The 22,299-nt window shown below is 67.4% G+C and carries 19 protein-coding genes; 9 read left to right on the top strand and 10 right to left on the bottom strand.

Translation table 11 applies throughout. The annotated features are described in order from the left end of the window. Nucleotides 1–62 precede the first annotated feature (62 nt). Nucleotides 63–3,602: a discoidin domain-containing protein gene (locus OG474_RS08450; RefSeq protein ID WP_405061667.1), complete on the top strand. Its 3,540-nt coding sequence runs from the start codon at nucleotides 63–65 to the stop codon at nucleotides 3,600–3,602. A 1-nt stretch (nucleotide 3,603) separates the two neighbouring features. On the opposite strand, the gene proS is transcribed toward OG474_RS08450, so the two are convergent. The 10 genes from proS to OG474_RS08400 form a co-directional block, all read right to left on the bottom strand. Continuing rightward, nucleotides 3,604–5,016 (bottom strand): proline--tRNA ligase, encoded by a 1,413-nt coding sequence (gene proS / locus OG474_RS08445; protein ID WP_405061666.1) that lies wholly within the window; start codon nucleotides 5,014–5,016, stop codon nucleotides 3,604–3,606. Between the two features lie 141 nt (nucleotides 5,017–5,157). Then, nucleotides 5,158–6,183, bottom strand: coding sequence for a TAXI family TRAP transporter solute-binding subunit (locus OG474_RS08440; RefSeq protein ID WP_405061665.1), 1,026 nt, complete (start codon nucleotides 6,181–6,183; stop codon nucleotides 5,158–5,160). After that, nucleotides 6,177–7,538 carry a sensor histidine kinase gene (locus OG474_RS08435; RefSeq protein ID WP_405061664.1) on the bottom strand — a complete coding sequence of 454 codons (1,362 nt, stop codon included), beginning with the start codon at nucleotides 7,536–7,538 and terminating at the stop codon, nucleotides 6,177–6,179. Before OG474_RS08435 ends, OG474_RS08440 begins: the two co-directional genes overlap by 7 nt. After that, nucleotides 7,535–8,188 (bottom strand): response regulator transcription factor, encoded by a 654-nt coding sequence (locus tag OG474_RS08430; protein WP_405061663.1) that lies wholly within the window; start codon nucleotides 8,186–8,188, stop codon nucleotides 7,535–7,537. The genes OG474_RS08435 and OG474_RS08430 overlap by 4 nt, the downstream gene beginning before the upstream one ends. 4 nt (nucleotides 8,189–8,192) lie before the next feature. Further along, entirely contained in the window at nucleotides 8,193–9,509 is a 1,317-nt protein-coding gene (locus OG474_RS08425) for an MFS transporter (RefSeq protein ID WP_405061662.1), read from the bottom strand. Between the two features lie 105 nt (nucleotides 9,510–9,614). Further along, entirely contained in the window at nucleotides 9,615–11,831 is a 2,217-nt protein-coding gene (locus OG474_RS08420) for an NADP-dependent isocitrate dehydrogenase (RefSeq protein ID WP_405061661.1), read from the bottom strand. 87 nt (nucleotides 11,832–11,918) lie between these two features. Next, nucleotides 11,919–12,602: a pentapeptide repeat-containing protein gene (locus tag OG474_RS08415; RefSeq protein WP_405061660.1), complete on the bottom strand. Its 684-nt coding sequence runs from the start codon at nucleotides 12,600–12,602 to the stop codon at nucleotides 11,919–11,921. Nucleotides 12,603–12,655: 53 nt separating this feature from the next. Then, the gene (locus OG474_RS08410) at nucleotides 12,656–13,498 is read right to left on the bottom strand and encodes an ROK family protein (protein WP_405061659.1); all 843 of its coding nucleotides are present in this window, start codon (nucleotides 13,496–13,498) and stop codon (nucleotides 12,656–12,658) included. A gap of 36 nt (nucleotides 13,499–13,534) precedes the next feature. After that, nucleotides 13,535–14,269 carry a hypothetical protein gene (locus OG474_RS08405; RefSeq protein WP_405061658.1) on the bottom strand — a complete coding sequence of 245 codons (735 nt, stop codon included), beginning with the start codon at nucleotides 14,267–14,269 and terminating at the stop codon, nucleotides 13,535–13,537. 1 nt (nucleotide 14,270) lies between these two features. After that, complete coding sequence (locus OG474_RS08400; protein ID WP_405061657.1) at nucleotides 14,271–14,798, bottom strand: SigE family RNA polymerase sigma factor; 528 nt, start codon at nucleotides 14,796–14,798, stop codon at nucleotides 14,271–14,273. A 75-nt stretch (nucleotides 14,799–14,873) separates the two neighbouring features. Between OG474_RS08400 and OG474_RS08395 the strand changes: the two genes are divergently transcribed. The 8 genes from OG474_RS08395 (at nucleotide 14,874) to OG474_RS08360 (ending at nucleotide 22,252) form a co-directional block, all read left to right on the top strand. After that, the gene (locus OG474_RS08395; RefSeq protein WP_405061656.1) at nucleotides 14,874–15,707 is read left to right on the top strand and encodes an alpha/beta fold hydrolase; all 834 of its coding nucleotides are present in this window, start codon (nucleotides 14,874–14,876) and stop codon (nucleotides 15,705–15,707) included. A 66-nt stretch (nucleotides 15,708–15,773) separates the two neighbouring features. Further along, nucleotides 15,774–16,310, top strand: a complete 537-nt coding sequence (locus tag OG474_RS08390) for a hypothetical protein (RefSeq protein WP_405061655.1) — start codon at nucleotides 15,774–15,776, stop codon at nucleotides 16,308–16,310. A gap of 57 nt (nucleotides 16,311–16,367) precedes the next feature. Then, nucleotides 16,368–17,066 carry a YcnI family protein gene (locus OG474_RS08385; RefSeq protein WP_405061654.1) on the top strand — a complete coding sequence of 233 codons (699 nt, stop codon included), beginning with the start codon at nucleotides 16,368–16,370 and terminating at the stop codon, nucleotides 17,064–17,066. 2 nt (nucleotides 17,067–17,068) lie between these two features. Next, nucleotides 17,069–17,584, top strand: a complete 516-nt coding sequence (locus OG474_RS08380) for a copper resistance protein CopC (protein ID WP_405061653.1) — start codon at nucleotides 17,069–17,071, stop codon at nucleotides 17,582–17,584. 47 nt (nucleotides 17,585–17,631) lie between these two features. Further along, the gene (locus OG474_RS08375; RefSeq protein WP_405061652.1) at nucleotides 17,632–18,615 is read left to right on the top strand and encodes a copper resistance D family protein; all 984 of its coding nucleotides are present in this window, start codon (nucleotides 17,632–17,634) and stop codon (nucleotides 18,613–18,615) included. 61 nt (nucleotides 18,616–18,676) lie between these two features. Then, a complete protein-coding gene (locus tag OG474_RS08370; protein ID WP_405061651.1) occupies nucleotides 18,677–19,183 on the top strand; it encodes a MarR family winged helix-turn-helix transcriptional regulator in 507 nt (168 codons plus the stop codon). Between the two features lie 116 nt (nucleotides 19,184–19,299). Then, nucleotides 19,300–19,866 (top strand): NADPH-dependent FMN reductase, encoded by a 567-nt coding sequence (locus OG474_RS08365; protein WP_405061650.1) that lies wholly within the window; start codon nucleotides 19,300–19,302, stop codon nucleotides 19,864–19,866. A gap of 178 nt (nucleotides 19,867–20,044) precedes the next feature. Then, nucleotides 20,045–22,252, top strand: a complete 2,208-nt coding sequence (locus tag OG474_RS08360) for a discoidin domain-containing protein (protein ID WP_405061649.1) — start codon at nucleotides 20,045–20,047, stop codon at nucleotides 22,250–22,252. Nucleotides 22,253–22,299: the final 47 nt, after the last annotated feature.

Raw genomic sequence — 22,299 nt, 5'->3', positions numbered from 1 at the left:
GTTGAAGTAACTTCCGGGTGGCCCTTTTATTAGGAAATATCCAGTCCGCCCTGGAGGCTCCCGTGGATCCGTTGTCCCGTCGTACGTTCCTCGCCGCGAGTGGGGGTCTGCTGGCGAGCGTCACGCTGCCGGTCGCCGGAGCTGAGGCCGCCAAGCCGGCCGCACCACAGCCTGCCTCGTCGAAGGCCGACCTGGCGCGGTACCGCCCGGTGCGGGCGTCCTCGAGCGCGTACGCCGCGACGCCGCCGGAGTTCGCGGTCGACGGGCTGGCGGTGCCCGGGGTCCGCGGATCGGGATGGCGAGCGGCGGGCAACGATCCGCAGTGGCTGGTCGTGGACCTGCAGGCGAAGTGCCGAGTGGAGTCGGTCCGGCTGACGTTCGAGGCGACCTCGACCGATCCCGCCTTCGACTTCTCGGGCGGCAATCCGTACGGGAACACGACCGGGCAGGAGCTGCTCTCGAGCTCACCACTGGACTTCCGGGTCGACACCTCGATCGACGGTTCCTCGTGGCGCACGGTGCACCAAGCGAGCGACAGTGCTGGTGGCACTGTCGACGTCGCGCTCGACAGCCCCGTCACCGCGCAGTACGTGCGCCTGACCGCGAGCCGCCAGGCGAACACGAACGCCCTTGGCCTCAACGGCTTCCAGGTCTACGGTACGGCGACCTCCAGCCGGCCGACGGCGACCGGGTGGACCGACTGGGGTAAGCACGCGGATCGCCCGCCCGCATTGACCAAGGCCGTCGACGGGACGTTCCCGATCGAGTCCGGCTGGACGCTGACCATGGATGCCTTCACCGGTATGGATGGCGCCGGTACGACGGATGGCGCCGTACTGGCGCAGCCCGGTCTCGACACGTCGGCCTGGCTGCCCGCGCTCGTGCCGGGCACGGTGCTCGGATCACTAGTAGAGGAAGGGCATTTCCCCGACCCGGTCGAGGGCATGAACAACCTCGAGATCCCGGAGGCGCTCAGCCGGCACGTCTGGTGGTACCACCGGAAGTTCGATCGGCCGACGGCGTCTGGGACGCGGGCGTGGCTCGAGTTCGACGGGATCAACCACCAGGCGGACGTCTGGCTGAACGGCGTCTCGGTCGGCACGGTGAAGCATCCGTTCGCTCGAGTGGCGCTGGATGTGACCGCTGCCCTGAAGGCGAAGAACGCACTCGCGGTGAAGATCACGCCGATGCCGCACCCCGGATCCGCTGGTGACAAAGGCGATGCCGGGCAGGCGTTCGTGCAGGCCGCCACGCTGTACCTGGACTCGCCGACGTTGCTGGCGGCATCCGGTTGGGACTGGATGCCCGCGGTTCGCGACCGTGCAGCTGGGATCTGGAACCACGTCCGGCTCCGCTTCACGGGCGACGTCGTACTGGGTGATGCGCGGGTGGTGACGAAGGTGCCGAGCGCCGATCACGCCACGGTCGCGATCAGTGTGCCGGTGCGCAACGCATCCAGCAGCGCGAAGACCGTCACGGTGAAGACCGCCTTCGACGGGCACACCGCGAGCAAGACGGTCACGGTGCAGGCCGGTGCGAGTGCGAACGTTGCCTTCGACACCGTTGCCATCGACAACCCGAAGCTGTGGTGGCCCAATGGGTACGGCGATCCGGCGCTGCACGCGCTGACCGTCATTGCGACCATCGGCAGCACGGTGAGCGACAGCCGCAAGACCACCTTCGGCATTCGTGAGTTCGGCTACGACTACGAGATCCCGATCAAGATCGACCCGGCGACCAACAGTGCCTTGCAGACCGTCACGATCCCCAAGCAGACCGCGCGGTACCTGAAGATCCAAGGCCGCCGTCGGGCGACCGGGTGGGGGTATTCGCTGTGGACGCTGGCGATCAAGGACAGCGCGGATCCGTCGGTCGACCTGGCACGAGCCGGTACGGCGTCCGCCTCGGACGATGACGGCAGCCCGGCTCAGAACGCGATCGACGGCGATGACCGCAGCCGCTGGTCGTCGGCGTACAAGGACGACGAGTGGATCCAGGTCGACCTGGGGAGCGCTCGCGGTTTTGACCGGGTCGAGCTGCTGTGGGAGACGGCGTACGCGTCGCTGTTCGAGATTCAGGTGTCGGACGACGGCCACGAATGGCGCACGGTGCAGGAGGTCAACAATGCGCCGGTGCCGCTGAAGATCAGCGTGAACGGCGTCCGGATCTTCTGCCGTGGCGGCAACTGGGGCTGGGACGAACTGCTGCGCCGGATGCCCGAGGAGAAGATGCGCGCGGTGATCGGCATGCACCGCGACATGAACTTCACCATGATCCGCAACTGGATCGGGTCGAGTACCCGCGAGGAGTTCTACCAGGCCTGCGACGAGAACGGGATCCTGGTCTGGAACGACTTCTGGGAGGCCGGCCCGTTCACCGACAACCTTCCCGGGTACGTCGACATCGCGCGGGACACGATCGTCCGGTACCGGACGCACCCGTGCATCGTGGTCTGGTGCGCGGCCAACGAGCAGCACCCGCCGGCCGCGATCCACGAAGGCATCCAGGCCGCGATCCGGGAGGAGGACGACGAGATCCTCTACCTGCCGGACTCGGCGGCCGGCTTCGTGTCCGGGCACGGGCCGTACTACTGGGTCGACCCGGCCAGGTACTTCGACGCGAACACCTACGACACCTTCAACTTCGGCTTCCACACCGAGATCGGGATGCCGACCATCCCGGTCGTGGAGAGCATGCGCAACCTGGTCGGTCCGGACGACCCGGGCTGGCCGATCGGTACGCCGTGGTACCACCACGACTGGTCGACGCACGGCAACCAGCACCCGGAGACGTATCTCGGCGCGATCGACGAGCGGCTCGGATCGTCGAGCGGGCTGGAGGAGTTCACCCGTAAGGCGCAGTTCGTGAACTACGAGAACATGCGGGCGATGTTCGAGGCCTGGAACGCGAACCTGTGGACGGATGCGTCGGCGCTGCTGCTGTGGATGTCCCATCCTGCTTGGCATTCGACGGTCTGGCAGACCTACGACTACGACCTCGATGTGAACGGCAGCTACTACGGCGCCCGCAAGGGGTGCGAAGCGATCCACGTCCAGGCCAACCAGACCGACTGGACGACGGTCGTCCTCAACCACAAGACGTCACCGTTGACCGCCTCGGTGACTGCGGAGCTGTACGACCTCAATGGCACCCGGCTCGGTTCGCAGAACCAGGCGATCACCGTTGCTGCCAGCAACAAGGCGGAGGGCTTCAAGGTTGCCTTCGGCGCCGATCTCCCGGCTCTCCACCTACTCAGACTGAAGCTGACCGATGCCTCGGGCAAGGTTCTGTCCGAGAACACCTACTGGCGCTACCGCAAGCCGACCGACGTCCAGCGCCTGAACTCACTCGCGCCCGCGAAACTCGACGTACGGACAACTGCCGTGCGCGGCAAGCTGAGCGCGACGATCCGCAACACCGGCAAGACGGTCGCAGCCCTGACTCGGCTCTCCCTCCGCGACCGGGCCGGCCAACGGGTCCTCCCGGCCATCTACACCGACAACTACTTCTGGCTGCTGCCGGGGGAGAGCCGCACGGTGACAGTCACCACGCCAAGCTCGGCTTCCAGCCTGAAGCTGGAAGCCGAGCCCTACAACAGCTGAATCAGTAGGAACGGGCGACGAATGCGGTCAGACCGCGTTCGTCGTCTTCCACGGGCAGTGAACCGTCCTCGCGTTGGAGGCAGCGGACGGTGATCCCGGCGGTGGCCAGGCGGTCTTCACCTTCCTCGCCCACAACGTCGTACGGGAGGCTGGCCCAGCCGTTGGTGGCTGCCTCCAGCGCCTCGTCGACGGTGCTGACCGCGGTTGTGCGTGCAGTGTGGCGTGCAGCCGCTTCGTCGTGGAGCCAGGTCTGGTCGGCCGCGAGCGCCTCAGTCACCGTGGTCGCCAGATCAGCCAGCGGTACGGCGGACTTGGCCGACGCGCGCAGGCGTCGTACGACGGTTGCCACCCCGGACTGCAGGTCGCGCGGACCGATCTCGACGCGGACGGGGACACCCTTCAGCTCCCAGTTGACCGCGCGCCGACCGAACGGCTGGTCGGTGCGGTTGTCGAGGTGCACCCGGACACCGGCCGCGCGCAGCTCGTCGGCGATCCGGCCGGCGACCTCGAGGGTCTCCTCTTTCACCGCCAGTACGACGACCTGGGTGGGCGCGGCGAGCGGCGGAAGGCGGAGCCCCGCGTCGTCGCCGTGCACCATGATCAGACCGCCGAGCATCCGGGTCGTACTGCCCCAGGATGTCGTCCACGCCAGCTCACGCTGTCCGTCGCGGGACAGATAGCCGATATCGAAGGCCCGGGCGAAGTTCTGCCCGAGCTCGTGCGCCGTACCCATCTGCAACGCCTTGCCGTCGGCCATCATCGCCTCGAGCGTGATCGTGTTGACCGCACCCGCGAACCGCTCGCGCCGAGTCTTCCGGCCGACCACGACCGGAATCCCGAGGAAGTTCACCATGACCTCGCGGTAGACCTCCAGCGCGATCCGGGTCGCGTAGGCGCGGGCGTCCGCGGCCGAGGCGTGTGCCGTATGCCCTTCCTGCCAAAGGAATTCGCTCGTCCGCAGGAAGAGCCGCGGCCGCAGCTCCCACCGGACCACGTTGGCCCATTGGTTGAGCAGCAAGGGCAGATCGCGGTAACTCTGGATCCACTTGGCCATCGACTCACCGATGATCGTTTCCGAGGTCGGCCGGATCACGACGGGCTCCTCGAGCTGCTTGCCACCGGCATGCGTGACGATCGCGAGCTCGGGGCTGAACCCCTCGACATGCTCGGCCTCGCGCTGCAGGTAGCTCTCAGGAATCAGGAGCGGGAAGTAGGCGTTCGATGCGCCGGCCTCCTTGATCCGCCGGTCCATTGCCGCCTGCAACAGCTCCCAGATCCCGTACGCATACGGTCGGATGACCATCGTGCCCCGCACCGGCCCGTTGTCGGCGAGCTCGGCTTTGGCAATCACATCCTGGTACCACCGGGGAAAGTCCGTCGCCTGCGCGGCAAGCACGGATCGGGTCGCTGTCATTCCGCCAGTGTAGGAACGCGATCACCGCTACTGCCACGCATTTGTCGTCGGTAAGGGCACGTAGTAGTCCGCGGCCCCCGCCTGGCAAGCAGGCTGAGTGGCGCTTCGATACCCACTACTACGTGTCGTTCGCGACGCTTCCTAGCCGTAGAGGTGGCGGTACTCCGCGGCGGCGCCGGGGTGCAGGGGGATGGGGTTGGTGACGACGAGGGACTGGAGGTTGAGGTACTGCGCTCCGACCGCCGACGGCGGGACCAGCAGCCGCGCCTGCCGAGCAAGGGTGTTGGTGATCTCGCGGGCGACCGCGGTCGGCAGGTCCGGGCGGCAGAGCAGGAGATTGGGGATGCCGAGCACCGCCACCGCACTGGGTGCGCCGTAGACGCCGGCCGGGACGAGGACGTCCTGGTAGACCGAGCCATAGGTACGGCGAAGTGGCGCGAGCCAAGCGCCCAACGGGAGCAGGCGGATCGGGACCTGCCGGCTCAGCTTGTCGAGCGTGGTGGTCGGCACGCCGCCGGACCAGAACATCGCGTCGAGCTGCTTGTCCGCGAGCGCGGTCGCAGCCTTCCCCAGGGGGAGGTGGTTCTGAGTGCACTGGACACCAGCGGCCGTCATCAACCGCGCCGCGGTGACAGCGGCCCCGGAACCAGCCGCGCCGGCGGAGATCGTCGTACCGGCGAGGTCGGTGAGTGACTTGTACGGGCTGTCGGCGCGGACCACGCACTGCAGGTAGTTCTCGTAGACGCGGCCGAGCGCGCGCAGATCAGATCCCGAGGGGATGGCGTCCGCGAGGCTGAGAGCCAGATCGGTTTCCCGCGAAGCCAGCAGCCGCAGGTTGTCCGTGCTCCCGCCCGTCTCCCGAACCACTACCTCCCGAGCAACCCCTGCCACCCGCAACTGAATCGCCAGCAACTGTGCGAACTCCAGATAAAACCCGCCGGTCTCCCCAGCCGCAATCGTCAACCGCTCAACCGCCGCCCTCCGCCCACACCCAGCCAACGCCACCGCCAAGCCCGCCCCCACCAAAGCCCGCCGCCCAACCCGCACAACGTCCGAAGATCCGAAGACCGAGTGTGCGCTTCCTTCGGACGTTACGAAGTACCCGGCGCTAACGTCCGACGATCCGGAGACCGGGTGTGCGGGTTCTTCGGACGTTGGGGTCAGCATGGGGATTCCGGGAGGTGGAGGGTGGCGGTGAGGCCGTGGGGGACGGTCGCTGATAGCTCCAGTCGGGCGCCGATGGCTACGGCGGTTTGGTCGGCTATGGCAAGGCCTAGGCCGGTGCCGAGGGTTTTGGTGGGGCCTCGCCAGAAGCGTTGGGTGGCGAGCGCTAGGTCCTCGGGCGGGATGCCGGGGCCGTTGTCGGAGACCTGCACGAGGAGGCCGTCCGGACTGCGGGTGGAGGAGACGATCACGTGCGCGCCGGGGCCGGCGTACTTGAGGGCGTTGTCGAGGAGGACCCCGATCAGCTGCCCGAGGTCGTGGTCGTCGACGGCGGCGACGAGGCCTTCGACGGCTTGCAGTTCCAGCGTGATGTCGGCTGCGGTTGGTTGCCAGAGGTCGATCTCCTCCTGCAGAACGGCCTCGACCAGGCAGGTTGCGGTGCTGGGTTCGCTCCGGCCGTTGGTGATCCGGCTCTCGATCGCGGCGAGCTTCAACAGCCCGGCCAGCACGTTCTCCAACCGCTCCAGATCGTGCTGCACATGAGCGAGTCCAGCGATCCCCGGATCCAGCGCATCCACTCGCAACCGCAAAGAAGCCAACGGATTCCGCAGCTGATGGGAGGAGTCGGCAACCATCTGCCGCTGTACGTCGATCGACCGTTGAACCGTTGCCCCCATCACCTCGACCGATCGGGCCAACCGCCGCAGCTCAGGCGGCCCACTCGCCTCCAGCGGCTGATTCCAGCCACCCGATCGACCCAGCTCAACAACAGCATCCTCCAGCTGACCCACCGGCCGGATCACCCAGCGAGCAGCCTTCGACGCCATGAACAGCAGCAACAACTGCGCAGCCACCGCAGCAGCACAGATCACCACCCAAGACCGCCGTACGTCGCTGATCGCCGAACCGGCGTCGACCGCCAGCACGACCGCCCCAGCAGGCTCTTGCGGCGAACCGACCGGAGCCGCGATCAACGTCCGCGCCGAGGTCCACGGCCGAAGCGTGTCGATGGTCAACTGCGGTAGGTCACGAGCCGCGAGCTCCGCGACCGCACCCACCCCAGGCGACTCCTTCGTCATCCCACCCGTCGAAACGACCACCCGCCCCGAGGCATCGGTGATCAGAACCGGCTCGGAGTACAACTCCTGATGGCGCGAGGCCTCCAGCCGCACCTCGCTGTAGTCACCATCGGCCGCCGCTCGCCCGGCCAGCCCGGCGAACCGATCCAGCGTCGCGTTCCGCGCGAGCTGCAGAGTCTGCGTGCGAGTGTCGGAAACCGAGTCCAGGAAGGGAATCACCAGCGCGGCCAGTAAGACGAAAGACACGATGGCAAGGACGCCCATCAGCCGGGCTCTCATGGTTCGAGCCGGTAGCCGAAGCGGCGGATCGTGGTGATCACGGGCCGGCCGAGCTTGCCGCGCAACTGGTGCAGGTGGACGTCGAGCGCCTTCGACTTGGTGACGAAGGCGTCGCCCCAGACCTCGTCCTGGATCTGTTCCCGGCTGACTGCCGTACCAGCCCGGCGGGCGAGGGCCGCGAGCACGTCGAACTCGATCGGCGTCAGGTGGATCGTCGTACCGTCCAGCGTCACCGACCGCAGCCCGAAGTCGATCCGCAGCCCACCCACCTCGTACGTCGTACCGTCCGGAGCCGACCGGCGGTAGCGGCGGGCCGAGGCCTCGATCCGGGCCAGCAGCTCAGCCAGCCGGACCGGCTTCGTCAGATAGTCGTCGGCGCCGAGCCGCAGCGCTAGCACCACCGAGCGTTCATCGTCGCGAGCGGTCAGCACGATCACCACCACGTCGTCGACGCGGCGGAGTTTGCGCAGTACCTCGAGGCCGTCGATGTCCGGCAGGCCCAGGTCGAGCAGGATGACCTGGGCCTCCGCGTGCCGGAGCAGTACGTCGGCCCCGCGGCTGACGAGCGTGACCTGGTGACCGTTGGCGCTCAGTACATCCTGGAGGGATCGACCGAGTGCTTCGTCGTCCTCAGCGATGAGTGTGCGCATTGGGTCATTGTGCCGTCGGTGTCCGCGGCCGGCTCACCGGGCGCTGGTCGGCGGCGTGCTGGCCCTTCATTTTGCCCCGCGTCTCGGTCATCGTGAGGTACACGATCAGGCTGACCAGAGCACAGGCGCTCACGTAGTAGTAGAACGACGACTCGTGCCCGGCATCCTTCAGCCACAGCGCGACGTACTCCGCCGTACCGCCGAAGATCGCCACCGTGACGCCGTACGGCATGCCGACGCCGAGCGCGCGGATCGCTGTCGGGAACAGCTCGGCCTTCACGATCGCGTTGATCGAGGTGTACCCGCTGACGATGACGAGCCCGGCCAGCATCAGCAGGAACGCGGTCACCGGTGTCGCATCCTCGAGGGCGGTGAGGATGGGCACGGTGAGCAGCGTGGCGCCGACGCCGAAGAAGATCAGCAGCGGACGGCGGCCGATCTTGTCCGACAGCAGCCCACCGACCGGCTGCAGCAGCACGAAGATCAGCAACGCCAGAAAGTTGATCCAGGTGACCTGCGACTTCTCCAGGCCGGTGGTGTTCACCATGAACTTCTGCAGGTACGTCGTGAACGTGTAGAACGCGACCGTGCCGCCGAGCGTCAGCCCGACGACCGTGAGCACCGCGCGCGGGTGCTTGGCCAGCTCCCGCAGCGAACCCTGCTTGAACCGGCGGCTCTTCGGCTGCGCCTCGAACTCGGCGGATTCGTCCATCGACCGCCGCAGCCAGAACACGATCACCGCGGCCACGGCCCCTATCACGAACGGGATCCGCCAGCCCCAGGTGGCCAGGTCGTCCTTGGACAGCGTCTGCTGCAGCAGAATCTGTACGGCGAGCGCCACCAACTGACCGGATGCGAGCGTCACGTACTGGAAGCTGGAGAAGAAACCGCGCCGATTCTCGGTCGCGACCTCGGACATGTACGTCGCGGAGGTCCCGTACTCACCGCCCACCGACAGTCCCTGCAGCAGCCGCGCTGTCACCAGCAGCACAGGTGCGGCGATCCCGATCGTGGCGAATCCCGGCGTACAGGCGATCACCAGCGACCCGCCCGCCATCAGGGTGACCGAGAGGGTCAGGGCGGCCCGCCTGCCGTGCCGATCGGCGTACCGGCCGAGCAGGAAGCTGCCGACCGGGCGCATCAGGAACCCGACCGCGAAGACGCCGGCCGTGTTCAGTAGCTGGCTGGTCGCGTCGCCCTTGGGGAAGAACACCGGGGCGAAGTACAGCGCGAATGCCGTGTAGACGTACCAGTCGTACCACTCGACCAGATTGCCGAGTGATCCTTTGAAGATGTTGCTGACGACCCGTCGTGAATCCACGATGCCTCCTCGGAACGTGAGTTGCCGCCACTCTCCGGGCTACGGAAAGTGGCGGCAAGCACACTCAAGGCATCCTTAACTCACCCTAAGAAAACAAACGCAGTGTCAGATAGCTTCGAGCGCGTCGTTCCAGGTCTTCGACGGGCGCATCACAGCCGCCGCCTTGGCCGGGTCCGGCTGGTAGTAGCCGCCGAGGTCGACCGGCGACCCCTGTACGGCGATCAGCTCGTCGACGATCGTCTGCTGGTTCGCGTCCAGCGCCTCGGCGAGCTTGGTGAACTCGGCCGCGAGCTCGGTGTCGTCGGTCTGCTTGGCCAGCTCCTGCGCCCAGTACAGCGACAGGAAGAAGTGGCTGCCGCGGTTGTCGATCCCGCCGACACGACGGGTCGGCGACTTGTCCTCGTTCAGGAACGTCGCGGTCGCCCGGTCGAGGGTGTCGGCGAGGATCTGCGCCTTGGCGTTGCCGGTCGCCTGGGCCAGGTGCTCGAAGCTCGCGGCCAGCGCGAAGAACTCGCCCAGGCTGTCCCAGCGCAGGTAGTTCTCCTTGACCAGCTGCTGCACGTGCTTCGGCGCCGAACCGCCCGCGCCGGTCTCGAACAGACCGCCACCGGCCATCAGCGGCACGACCGACAGCATCTTCGCGCTGGTGCCCAGCTCGAGGATCGGGAACAGGTCGGTCAGGTAGTCACGCAGCACGTTGCCGGTCACCGAGATGGTGTTCTCGCCACGGCGGATCCGCTCCACCGACAGCTTGATCGCGTCCACCGGCGCGAGGATCTTCAGATCCAGGCCCTCGGTGTCGTGTTCGGTCAGGTAGCGGTTCACCTTGTCGATCAGCTTCGCGTCGTGCGCGCGCGTCTCGTCGAGCCAGAACACCGCCGGGTCGCCGGTCGCCCGGGCCCGCGTCACGGCAAGCTTCACCCAGTCGCGGATCGGGTCGTCCTTGGTCTGGCAGGCGCGGAAGATGTCGCCCGCCTCGACAGCCTGCTCGAGTACGACGGTGTCCGTGCCGTCGACCAGCCGGACCGTCCCGGCGGAGGCGACCTCGAAGGTCTTGTCGTGCGAGCCGTACTCCTCTGCCTTCTGGGCCATCAGGCCGACGTTCGGCACCGAGCCCATGGTGGACGGGTCGAACGCGCCGTGCGCACGGCAGTCGTCCAGGACGACCTGGTAGATGCCCGCGTAGCTGCTGTCCGGCAGTACGGCGAGGGTGTCGGCCTCGGTGCCGTCCGGGCCCCACATGTGGCCCGAGCTGCGGATCATGGCCGGCATCGAGGCGTCGACGATCACGTCGGACGGCACGTGCAGGTTGGTGATGCCCTTGTCGGAGTCGACCATCGCGAGCTTCGGGCCGTCGGCGAGCTCGGCGTCGAAGGAGGCCTTGATCGCGTCGCCCTCGGGCAGATTCGCGAGGCCGTTCAGGATTCCGCCGAGACCGTCGTTCGCGCTCAGACCGGCCTTCGCCAGCGTCTCGCCGTACTCGGCGAAGGTCTTCGGGAAGAAGGCGCGGACCGCGTGACCGAAGACGATCGGGTCGGAGACCTTCATCATCGTCGCCTTCAGGTGCAGCGAGAACAGGACGTCGTCGGTCTTGGCCTGGGCGATCTGCGCGGTCAGGAACTCGCGCAGCGCGGCCACGTGCATGACGGAGGAGTCGACGATCTCACCGGCGAGCACCGGGACGGTCTCGCGCAGCACGGTCGTGGTGCCGTCGGCGGCGACGTGCTCGATCCGCAGCGAGCCGTCGGACTCGATCACGGTCGACTTCTCGGTGGAACGGAAGTCGTTCTCGCCCATGGTGGCGACGTTGGTCCTGGAGTCGGAGCTCCAGGCGCCCATCCGGTGCGGGTGCGTCTTGGCGTAGTTCTTCACCGAGGCGGGCGCGCGGCGGTCGGAGTTGCCCTCGCGCAGCACCGGGTTGACGGCGGAACCCTTGACCTTGTCGTAGCGGGCCTGGATCTCCCGCTCGGCGTCGGTCTTCGGCTCGTCCGGGTAGTCCGGCAGCGCGTAGCCCTGGGCCTGCAGCTCGGCGACCGCGGCCTTCAGCTGCGGGATCGAGGCGGAGACGTTCGGCAGCTTGATGATGTTGGCTTCCGGCGTCTTGGCCAGCTCGCCGAGCTCGGCCAGCGCGTCCGCGATCCGCTGGTCCTCGGTCAGGAACTCACCGAACAGCGCGATGATCCGGCCCGCCAGCGAGATGTCGCGGGTCTCCACCCCGACACCGGCCTGCCCGGCGTACGCCTGGATCACGGGAAGGAACGAGTACGTCGCCAGGGCGGGCGCCTCGTCGGTGTGGGTGTAGATGATCGTCGAGTCAGTCACAGACCCCACCTTAGTAGGCCCTCAGGCCGGGTCCGCGCCCACGTGGGGAGGCTCACGCCCGCTGACCGTGGTTGGGCGGGTTGGGGGTCAGCGAACTAGTCCGTCGAGCTCATCGGGGTGGGTGAGCGTGATTCCGGCCGCTTGGGTGACCGCGGTGGCGAAGGTGAGGGTGTCGATGGGGGAGGAGGCGGCCACGGTGGCGCCGGTCAAGGCGGACAGGCCCTTGGTGCCGTCCCAGGTGCAGTCCACGAAGAGCGCGCCCGCGGCCTTGACCTGGGAGAACTCCGCCCCGCTCAGGTCGCACTGCCGGAACACCGCGCCGGTCAGGTCCGCCGAGACGAAGTCCGCGCTCTGCAGCCGGCAGTCGGTGAACTCGGCCCGCTGGAACTTCGCGAACCGGAACGACGCGTAGTCGAGCAGGCTGTCCCGCACGGTCGTGTGCTGCAGGCTCATCCCCGACCCCGCGAACCCGGTCATCCGCGAGGACACGATCGCCACCCGGGTCACGGCCGCATCCGCCCAGCGCGCGTTCGCGAGATCGCAGTGCAGCAGCTCGCTGTCCACCAGGATCAGCTTCTCCAGATCCGACCCGGCCAGCTTGGTCTTCGTCAGCCGGCACCCGCTGATCTCCAGGTGCTCGACCTCCAGATCGCTCAGGTCGATGTCCTCCAACCCCAGATCCAGCAACCGCGTCTCGTCCTCGATCTCCGCCGGCAGAGCGGAGTCCAACTGAGCACGCAGCCGAGGCACGGCGATCTTCCGAGGAGGCATAGGAGGAACGTATCGGGGCCCACCGACAGCCGAACCGCATTTGGTGGGCGGGGTCAGGCCGAGCGGAGGGAGTGGGCGGCGGCGCCGATGAGGGCGGCGTGCTCGGTGTCTTCGGTGGCGACTACCTCGAAGGGGAACACGTCGTGGACGAGGTCGAAGGCGCCGGAGATGGAGCCGCCGAGGACGGTGCGGGTGACCTGGAAGCGGTCGATCCAGGGGATGAGGGCCTCGGCCAGTACGGCGAAGCCGGCGCGCAGGGACTCGGACGCGGCCCGTTCACCGGCGCGGGCGCGGTCGGCGATCTCCTTGACGCCGATCCCGGGCTCGTCGGAGCCGGTCCGGGCGAAGTAGCGCTGCAGCAGGGCGCGGCCGGAGATCGAGTCCTCGAGTGGGCGGCCGTCGTACTCGGTCAGGTACAGCTCACCGCCCGGCGGGACGCTGCCGCCCTCACGAACCACCTGGCCGTCCGCGAGGAACGCCGTACCGATGCCGGTTCCGACGGTGACGCCGACGCAGCGCTCGGTGTCGCGCGTCAGCCCGGCCGTCCATTCACCGACGGCGAAGGCCTCTGCGTCGTTCACGAACACGAGCCGGTCGAGGTCGAGCTCGGTCCGGAGCGCCTTGCCGAGCTCGAAGCCGTACAGGGCGTCGAACTTCGTCTGCCCCTGGTACCAGCCGACTCCGGTGCCGTAGTCGAACGGCCCGGGGATCGCGATCGCGAGCCCCTCGACGGTCGGCAGCTTCCGGGCGGCCGCTGCCAGCTGCCCGACGACCTCCTCGGCCGCCTGCTGCGAAGCGAGATCGATCCGCTCCACCACCTCGACCCGCCACCCGTCCGGCGCTACCACCGCCGCGGTGACGTGACTTCCCCCGACCTCCAGAACCGGCACATACATACAGCCATCATCCATGACATCGGATGTCTGGCGCGATCACCACTTGCCTTGGTTGTAGAGCCAGCCCTTCATTTGGTACGACGCGACGGCCACCTTCGGCCGTGGGCCGGGCCATGCGGAGTTCTCGGTCTGCCGGTAGATGAAGTAGGTCTCGACGACAGTGGCCTCGCCGAGCTTGGCCACTACGGTGTAGTCCGGGGTCAGGTGCCCCGGGAACGGGGTGTCGGCGCTGTCGCCGAGCGCGACCATGACCGTCCCGCCCCGCTCCGCATAGGTCCGCCCGAAGACCGTGGTGACGCTGAGCCGCTCGTTGACCGGAGTCTTCCGGACGATGATCCCCTTACTCTGCCCGAGTGGAAGATCGCCGGTGGGAGCCTTCGGCTGGGTCACGCAGTACACGACCTGGTTCGGGTCGTCGGGATCGCGGCGCAACGAGGCGGAGCCGTACTCATCGGTGAGTGTCTTCACCTCCGGCCAGGTCCAGGAGTTCTTCCCGAGCCGGGTTCCGCTCGAGGTGTCGCACTCGTTGTAAGCGTCCTGCGGCCGCCCCGACCCACCGGCCACCGGCGCGTCCTCGCGGTGCTCCTGGACGATCAGGCCGACGCCAGCCGTCAGTACGGCGCACGCCGTGACCAGCGTGGCCCCGATCCCCAGCCTGCGGTTGCGGCGCCGGCGGCGTCCGGCCGCGAGGATCATGGCCGGGTCGGGAGTGAAGTAGTTGTCGGCTCGATCGCTCTCGCGATCCATCAGGTCCTTGAGTTCCAGAGTCACGTCAGCCTCCCAACCCGGCTAGTTCGGAGAAGTGGGCCAGTGCGGGGTTCTCGCGGAGCTTCTCCAGAGCCCGCAGCGTCTGGCTCTTCACGGTTCCGGGGCGGCAGTCGAGGGCGATCGCGGTCTCTTCGACGGACAGTTCGTCGAAGTAGCGCAGTACGACGCAGGCGCGCTGGCGCGGGGGGAGCGCGGCGAGGGCCTGGGTGATCACCATCCGGTTCTCGAAGACGCCGAGGGGGTCCGAGGTTTCCCGCTCGCCGGCGAAGTAGGCGTCGCCACCGACCAGCTCCTGGCTGGACTTGCGGCGCAGGCCGTCCATCGTGGTCGAGACGACCACCTTGCGGGCGTAGGCGCTGACGCTGCCCTTGCGCTGGATCCGGCTCCAGACCCGGTACAACCGGATCAGGGCTTCCTGGGTGGAGTCCTCGGCCCGCCGCCAGTCCCCGCACAGCAAGTAAGCTGTCCGGCACAGAGCGTTAGCTTGATGGCGCACGAAGTCCACGTAGTCCTGTTCGTCAGTGCTTTTCATCCCCAGGCACTCCCTACCCCTGCCCCAACGCGCTGACCGTCGGCGGCGGTTGCACCATACGGCACACTTTCTTTCGTGACTGAATTCATGGTCGACGGCGTACGGGTCAGCTACCACGTTCACGGGTCCGGCCCGGTCTGCATCGCTCATTCCGGCGGACCCGGTGTGCACTGGCCGTACCTGCGGATGCCGTACCTCGAGGACCGGCTGACGATGGTCTACCTCGAGCCGGTCGGGACCGGGAGCTCCGATCTCCTGCCGGGCGGCGACTACTCGATGGAGGTCTACGCCTCCTTCGTCGACAAGCTGGCCGAGCACCTCGGGGAGACCAAGGTCTTCCTGCTCGGCCACTCGCACGGCGGATTCGTCGCGCTCCAGACCGCGCTGGACTTCCCGGAGCGGCTGAACGGCGTGATCGTCTACGACTCGATGGCGTACAACGGGCCGGAGCTCGGCGCGCAGGCCTTCGCCAACATCGAGAAGTACGTCGCCTCGCGGCCGGAAGGTGATGCGCTCGCGCAGCAGGTGCTGGACGCCTGGAACGCCTCACCGCACGGGCACGACGAGGAGCTCGACGCCCTCGGGCGGCTGCTTCCGGTCTACTTCAAGGACTTCGAGGCGATCGATCCCACGATCACCGAGTGGAAGAAGCTGGTCGACATCACGGTCGATCCGGACCGCCAGGACGCCCGGTGGGACGTCCGCCCGCGGCTGGGCGAGATCGCCGTACCGACGCTGGTCATCGTCGGGGTGGCCGACTTCATCTGCCCGCTGAACTCGGCGCAGGAGCTGGCTGATGGGATCCCGGGAGCCGAGCTGGTGGTGCTGAACGAGAGTGGGCACTTCGGTCACGTCGAGGAGCCGGAAACCTTCCGCGATTCCGTGCGAAAGTTCGTCGCCACGCACTAAGGGGAACCGCTGCCCTCGGCCCGATCGTAGAGTTGTTGCGACAGGCCAGTGAGGGAATGAGGACACGTGCGCGCGGAAGCCGGTACGACGTCCGTGGTGGCGGCGCTCAGCGTCGTGGTCGCGGTGGTCGGTCACGTGCTTGCGGGTGGAGGTCCGGTTCCGCTGGCGATCGTCCCGCCGTTGCTGGCGCTGATGGGCGTCTGTTGGTTGCTCGGTGAGTATTTGGCGGATGAGCCGGTGCTGATCGCCGTCGTGCTGGCGGGCGTGCAGCTGTTCGTGCACGTGATGCTGGATGCGGCCCACATGGATCACTCGATGCAGATGTCGTCCGGGATGGGCGGCAGTCTGCTGATGACGTTCACACACCTGGCTGCGCTGAGCGCTGGTGTGCTGGCGGTGGGCCGGGCGCACGAGTGGGGCCGGCGGGTGGCCGGGATCCTGGCTCGGCTGCTGCCCGTGGTCCCCGTGACCACGGTCGTGCGGCCGCTGAGCGCCGTACTGGTGACTGTGGAGCCTGCGCCGCGGATCGTACGGCGCTGGATCGGATCGAACGTGTCGCGGCGCGGACCGCCATCGGTCGGAGTAGACCCAGCCCCGCTCTGACCGGCCGTTGTTCGCGGCCGGGTTCATCCCGTGTGACCGCGAAAGGTTCTCACTCTTATGTCCAAGAAACTTCTTCTGCGGGCCGGCGCGATTGCTGCCGCGTCCACGCTGGTGCTGGCCGGTGCGGCCGGTTCCGCGTCCGCGCATGTCACGGTGTCGTCGCCTGATGCCAAGCCCGGTGGGTACGCGAAGCTCGTCTTCCGGGTGCCGACCGAATCCGACAACACCTCGACCACCAAGCTGGTTGTGTCGTTGCCGAAGGACCATCCGTTCGCGCATGTCGGTGCGCAGGTGAAGGACGGTTGGAAGGTCGAGAAGACCACCGAGAAGCTGGCCGCGCCGGTGAAGGTCGGGGACGTGACGCTGTCCGAGGCGATCACGTCGGTGACCTGGACGTCGCTCAAGACCGGGATTCCGGCCAACGACTTCGACGAGTTCGCGCTGTCGGTCGGGCGGTTGCCGGAGAAGGTCGATGCGCTCAGCTTCCCGGCGGTGCAGACCTACAGCGACGGTGAAGTCGTCAAGTGGGACGCGCCTGCGGCTGCCGCAGGCGCCGAGGCACCGGAGCACCCGGCACCGACGCTGAAGCTGGTCGCTGCAATCACTCCGGTCGCTGCGACGACTCCCGAGCCGAAGGGATCGTCCGACTCGCTGGCTCGCGGTCTCGGTGGCGCCGGCCTGCTGCTCGGTCTGATCGGGCTGGGGCTCGGGTTGCGGCCGCGCAAGGCCGCACCGGTGGAGAAGGTGCAGTCGTAGTCGTGCGTCGCCTTACTGCTGTTCTTGTCGCGGCGCTGCTGGCCCTGGTGGTTTCCACCGGGCCGGCGGCGGCGCACGCCAAACTCGAGTCGATCACCCCGGCTGACGGTTCGACGATGCCGGCGCCGCCGTCCAAGGTCGTGCTGACCTTCAACGAACCGGTCGGCAGCAACGGCACCCAGATCCAGGTGAAGTCCCCGGGCGGCGTCAACGTCGCAACTGGTGATCCCCAGGTGCTCGACAACACCGTCACCCAACCGGTTGGCGCGATGATCGAGGCCGGCCGCTACCAGGTGGAGGCCCGCGTAGTCTCCGCCGACGGCCACCCCATCACCGTCGCCACCGCCTTCACCATCACCCACGCCGGCCACGCGCCGGACGCACCGCCGGTAGACCCCACCACGCCCCAAAAGGCCGACAACTCCAACGCAGTAACGATCGTGGCCATGTTCCTGGTCATGCTCGTCGTCGTAGCCCTGGCCGTAGTCATCGTCCGCCGCCGCCCATCGACTCGATGAACAACCCCACAGAACCCCAAGAAGCGCCCGCTTCCTCCAATGTGCCTTTGGACCCGGAGACGGTCGGGGTGCGCTGGCGGCTGGTGGTTGGCGGAGCTGCGGCCGCGGTCGTCGTACTGGTGGTTGCTTTGGTGCTTGCCGGCGGCGCACCGGAGCGGCAGCCGGAGGGGTTGATCGGGGCCGGATTGCCTTTGTCCTGGGCGGTTCCGGTGTTGCGGTTGATTGCTGATGGCGCTGCGATCGTGGTGGGTGGCGCGCTGCTGGTGGCGGTTTGGTTGCTTCCGGCAAGTGGGATCCGGGCTGCTCAGGATGCGGCCGTGGCAGCCGGGGTTTGGGCGCTGGCGAGTGTTGCGGGGCTGATCACTTCGGCTGCTGTCATTCTCGGGATTCCGTTGTCGCATCTGGCCGAGCATGCGTCGGTGGCTGGTGAGCTGATCCAGGTGCGGGCACTGGCCGTTTCCGTCGTACTGACTGCTGTGCTGGCCGTCGTACTGAGTGGTGTGCGGACCGTCCGTGGTGCGCGGTTTGCGTTGGGGTTGGCTGCGCTGGCGTTGGTTCCGCCGCTGCTGACCGGCCATGGCGCGATTGAGCGAACGTCGTTCTGGTCGGTGACTGCGACCACCTCGCTGGTCGTGCACGTGTTCGCGGCTACCGCCTGGATCGGCGGACTGGCCGGCGTACTGAGGTATGCGCGGGATCGGGCCGCGGTCGAGCGCTTCAGCAGCCTCGCGCTGGCCTGTGCGATCGCGATGGGCGTCACCGGTCTGCTCACCGCCGAGATCCACCTCGGTGGTCGCGAAGAGGGCTGGGGCCTGATCACCCAGTGGGTCACCACCGGGTACGGCGCGCTCGTGTTCGCGAAGACGATCGCTTTCGCGGTGCTCGTGGCGGTCGGCTGGTGGCATCGCACAGTGACTCTTCCGGAGCTCGCCACCGGCAGCCCGGCCGCGTTCCGGCGTTTGGCGGCGGGAGAACTGGTGATCATGGCTGGCACGGTCGGTCTCGCCGTCGCCCTCTCGAGAACCCCGTGAGGCAGAACCCGATGACGCGTGGAGTCGGTGATATGTCAACAGACGCCCGTACACTGGTCCCATGACGGAACCACGCTGGCTGGACGCGCGCGAAGCGCATCTGTGGCAGGCGTGGCGTGACACCCAGCGTGAGTTGACGCGGGTCCTGGAGGGCCGGCTGATCAGCAACTCCGGTCTGTCCGGAGCTGACTACGCGCTGTTGCACCCACTCTCCACCGCCGAGGACGGCGTCCTGCGGACCCGTGACCTCGGCCGTTCGGTCGGATGGGAGCGGAGCCGGCTGTCGCACCAGGTCAGCCGGATGGAGAAGCGCGGGCTGGTCAGCCGCGAGGACTGCGCCGCGGATGCGCGCGGCTCGATGGTCCGGCTCACCGACCTCGGCCGGAAGGCCGTCGAGGCGGCCGCGCCCGACCACGTCGAGGCTGTGCGGACGTACTTCTTCGACCACCTCAGTACGGCGGAACAGCAGCAGCTCAGCACGCTGTTCGAGCGGGTGCTGAGCGGGATCCCTTCGTCGGCCTGCCCGGCCGCCGAGTGTGACGACCCCGCCGTCGACTGCGCCGAATAACCCCGGTTCGGCCCCTTCCGGGGGAGAGCTCTGTCACAGGCGAGTTGACATGTCATCTCATCCGAGTACTTTGGTGATGCGTCACCAAAACAACTTCTCTCCTGTGAAGGAACGTCATGCCCAAGATCGCGATCATCCTCGGCAGCACCCGTCCGGGCCGGAACGGCGAAGCCGTCGCCCACTGGGTCCTCGACCGCGCCAAGCAGCGCAGCGACGCCGAGTTCGAGCTGGTCGACATCGCGGAGTACCAGCTGCCGCACCTCGACGAGGCCTACCCGCCCGCGATGGGTCAGTACACCCAGCCGCACACGCTGGCCTGGGCCGAGAAGATCGCGTCGTTCGACGGCTTCGTCTTCGTCACCCCGGAGTACAACCACTCGACGTCGGGCGCGCTGAAGAACGCGATCGACTTCCTGTTCGCGGAGTGGAACGACAAGGCCGCCGGCTTCGTGAGCTACGGCTCGGTCGGCGGCGCGCGCGCCGTCGAGCACCTGCGTCTGGTGATGGCGGAGCTGAAGGTCGCGACCGTCCGCGCACAGGTCGCCCTCCCACTGGCCACCGACTTCGAGAACTACTCGAAGTTCACCCCGCTCCCGCACCAGGAGCCGGCCCTCGACGCCACCCTCGACCAGGTCATCAGCTGGTCCAACGCCCTCGCCACCGTGCGCACCCCCGCCGCCTGACCCACGCCACCAGTTGCGGCCAGAGACAGGAAATCGTGGCCGGAGACCCCGTGCCACAGGTCTCCGGCCGCAATTAGCTGTCTCCGGCCACCAGTGGTGGCCGGGGTTTGATGTGGGTTGAAGGGGGTGCGGTGGCGGGAGCCGGGTGGGAGGGTGGCTGGGCACGAAGGGAGTGCTCATGCGCAGGATCGCCGCCCTGGTTCTGGCTGGTGTCGTTGCTCTGTCTGCTGTGGTTGTTCCGGCGGGAGGTGTCGTGGCGACGGTGCGGAATCTGTCAGTCGGGGCGACCGCGACCGCTAGTCACAGCCTGGCGAAGTTCGAGCCCGGTAAGGCGATCGACGGCAACACGTCGACGTACTGGGCCGCTTCGAACGGCGCGATGCCGAAGTGGTTGCGGGTGGACCTCGGTCGCGTCCGGCAGCTGACTTCGGTCGAGCAGAACTTCAAGGACGTCGACACGCATTCGTTCCTGATCGAAGGGAGCATCGACGGGAACGGTTGGACCGCGCTGCTCGATCGGCGCGGTGGTGCTCGTGGTCAGGTCTTCACCCAACCGGTGACCGGCTCCTATCGGTACGTGCGACTCACGATCACCGGATCGGCCTCCGGCTACTGGGCCGGCAGTGCGGAGTTCGCCGTCAACGGGTACGACGATGAGCCGCGGAATCTCGCTCGTGGCGTCTCGGTCACGTCCTCCTCGCTCGGCCCCGGGTACGAACCGTTCAAGGCGGTCGACGGCGACCCCACGACGTACTGGGGTGCGGAGAAGTCGAGCATGCCGCAGTGGCTGATGCTTGACCTGGGCAACGAGATCGCGGTCAGCCGGATCGAGCAGTCGTTCGTCGACAACGACCACTGGAAGTTCCGGGTCGAGGGTTCGCGGGACAAGAGCACGTGGCAAACCCTGATGGACAAGGACGAAACCGGTCGGGTCTTCGGTCAGGATCTCAGCGGCACCTATCGCTACATCAAGCTCACGGTGCTGAGTAGCGGCGCCGGTCACTGGGCGTGCAGTCAGGAGCTGAAGGTCTTCGGCTCCGGCGAGCCCGTGACGACCAAGTGGTGGGAGAGCCGCTCCGGCGTGATGCGGTACTACCCGATCTGGCAGAACCTTCGCCTGGACACGATCACCGCCCAGCTCGACAGCCTGAAGGCGCGCGGCTTCCGGGCGATCGAGCTCTCCCCGGTCAACGACGGCGACCGCGATCTGTGGGCCGGTCTGCCGGTGATGAACCTCTACGCGATCGACCCCGACATCGGCACCATGCAGGACTTCGAGGAGTTGCTCGCTGCCGCGCATGCTCGCGATATCAAGATCACGATCTTCACGAATCCCGGGTACGCGTCGATCAACTCGCCGTACTTCCAGAAGGCGCAGGACGACTTCCGGAACGGCGTACAGAGTCTTGAGCGCTCGTGGTTCGACATCCGCAAGGAGCGCGGAGAGTATCCGGAGCTCTGGCACTACAGCGCGCGAGCCCAGGGCTACTACTGGGGGACGTGGGACGCGAAGGCGCCGTCGTTCAACTACTCCAGCCAGGCCTGGCTGGACGAGGCGCGCAAGTATCTGCGGTTCTGGATGGACAAAGGGGTGGACGGGATCGCGCTCGACGCGCCGAACGTCTACCACACCACGACTGTTGCCAAGAACAACTATGCGATCACCGACGTACTGCGCAACTACGACGCGTTCATGAACGGCGAGGGTGTGCGGGCGCCGGAGTTCATCTACGACTGGCACTACAACAGCTTGCAGGACTACGACATCACGCAATGGGCGGTCCCGCCGGGTCAGGGCAGCAGCGCGATCCTGTCCGCGATCGACTCCGGCGATCCGAGCGGTCTCGAGAACACGCTGAAGAACTACCGCGACCTGATGGTCAATGCCGGCGGCATCACCCAGACCGCACCGAACTGGGGCCGCACCAACTACCCCGTCGACCGCCGCCTGCTGGAGATCGCGATGCTCACCTCGATGGGCACACTCTTCTACCTGCACAACGACTACTACACGATCCTGCCCGACGAGCAAGAGATCCCGAACTGGCCGGCCGCCCAACGCGCAACCCTCGACAAACTCATCCGCGCCCAGAACGCCTCCTCGGCCCTGGCGCCACTCGGTCTGCGCGTCCGCATTCCCACGAACGACGACCACAAGTTCTACGCCTACAAACGACTCGACAAGTCCGGTACGTCGAAGGCGCTGGTCCTGCTCAACTTCCAGTCCACCCCGCAGACCGTCTCCGTCGACCTGACCGGCACCGGCATCGCCGCCCCGCAAACCCCAACCGACCTGGTCGACTCCCAACCAGCCCCGCCCATCACCGGAACCACCTACCAACTCCAACTCCCGCCGTACGGCTTCAAACTCCTAGCAGTCCAATAGCCCCGCCCCCACACCAACGTCCGAAGAACCCGCAGGCTGGGTCTCCG

The organism is Kribbella sp. NBC_01505 (genome assembly GCF_045040285.1).
Classification (GTDB): Bacteria; Actinomycetota; Actinomycetes; order Propionibacteriales; family Kribbellaceae; genus Kribbella.
The sequence above is the reverse complement of the archived record's forward strand: the minus strand, read 5'-3'. Positions and strand labels throughout refer to the sequence as shown.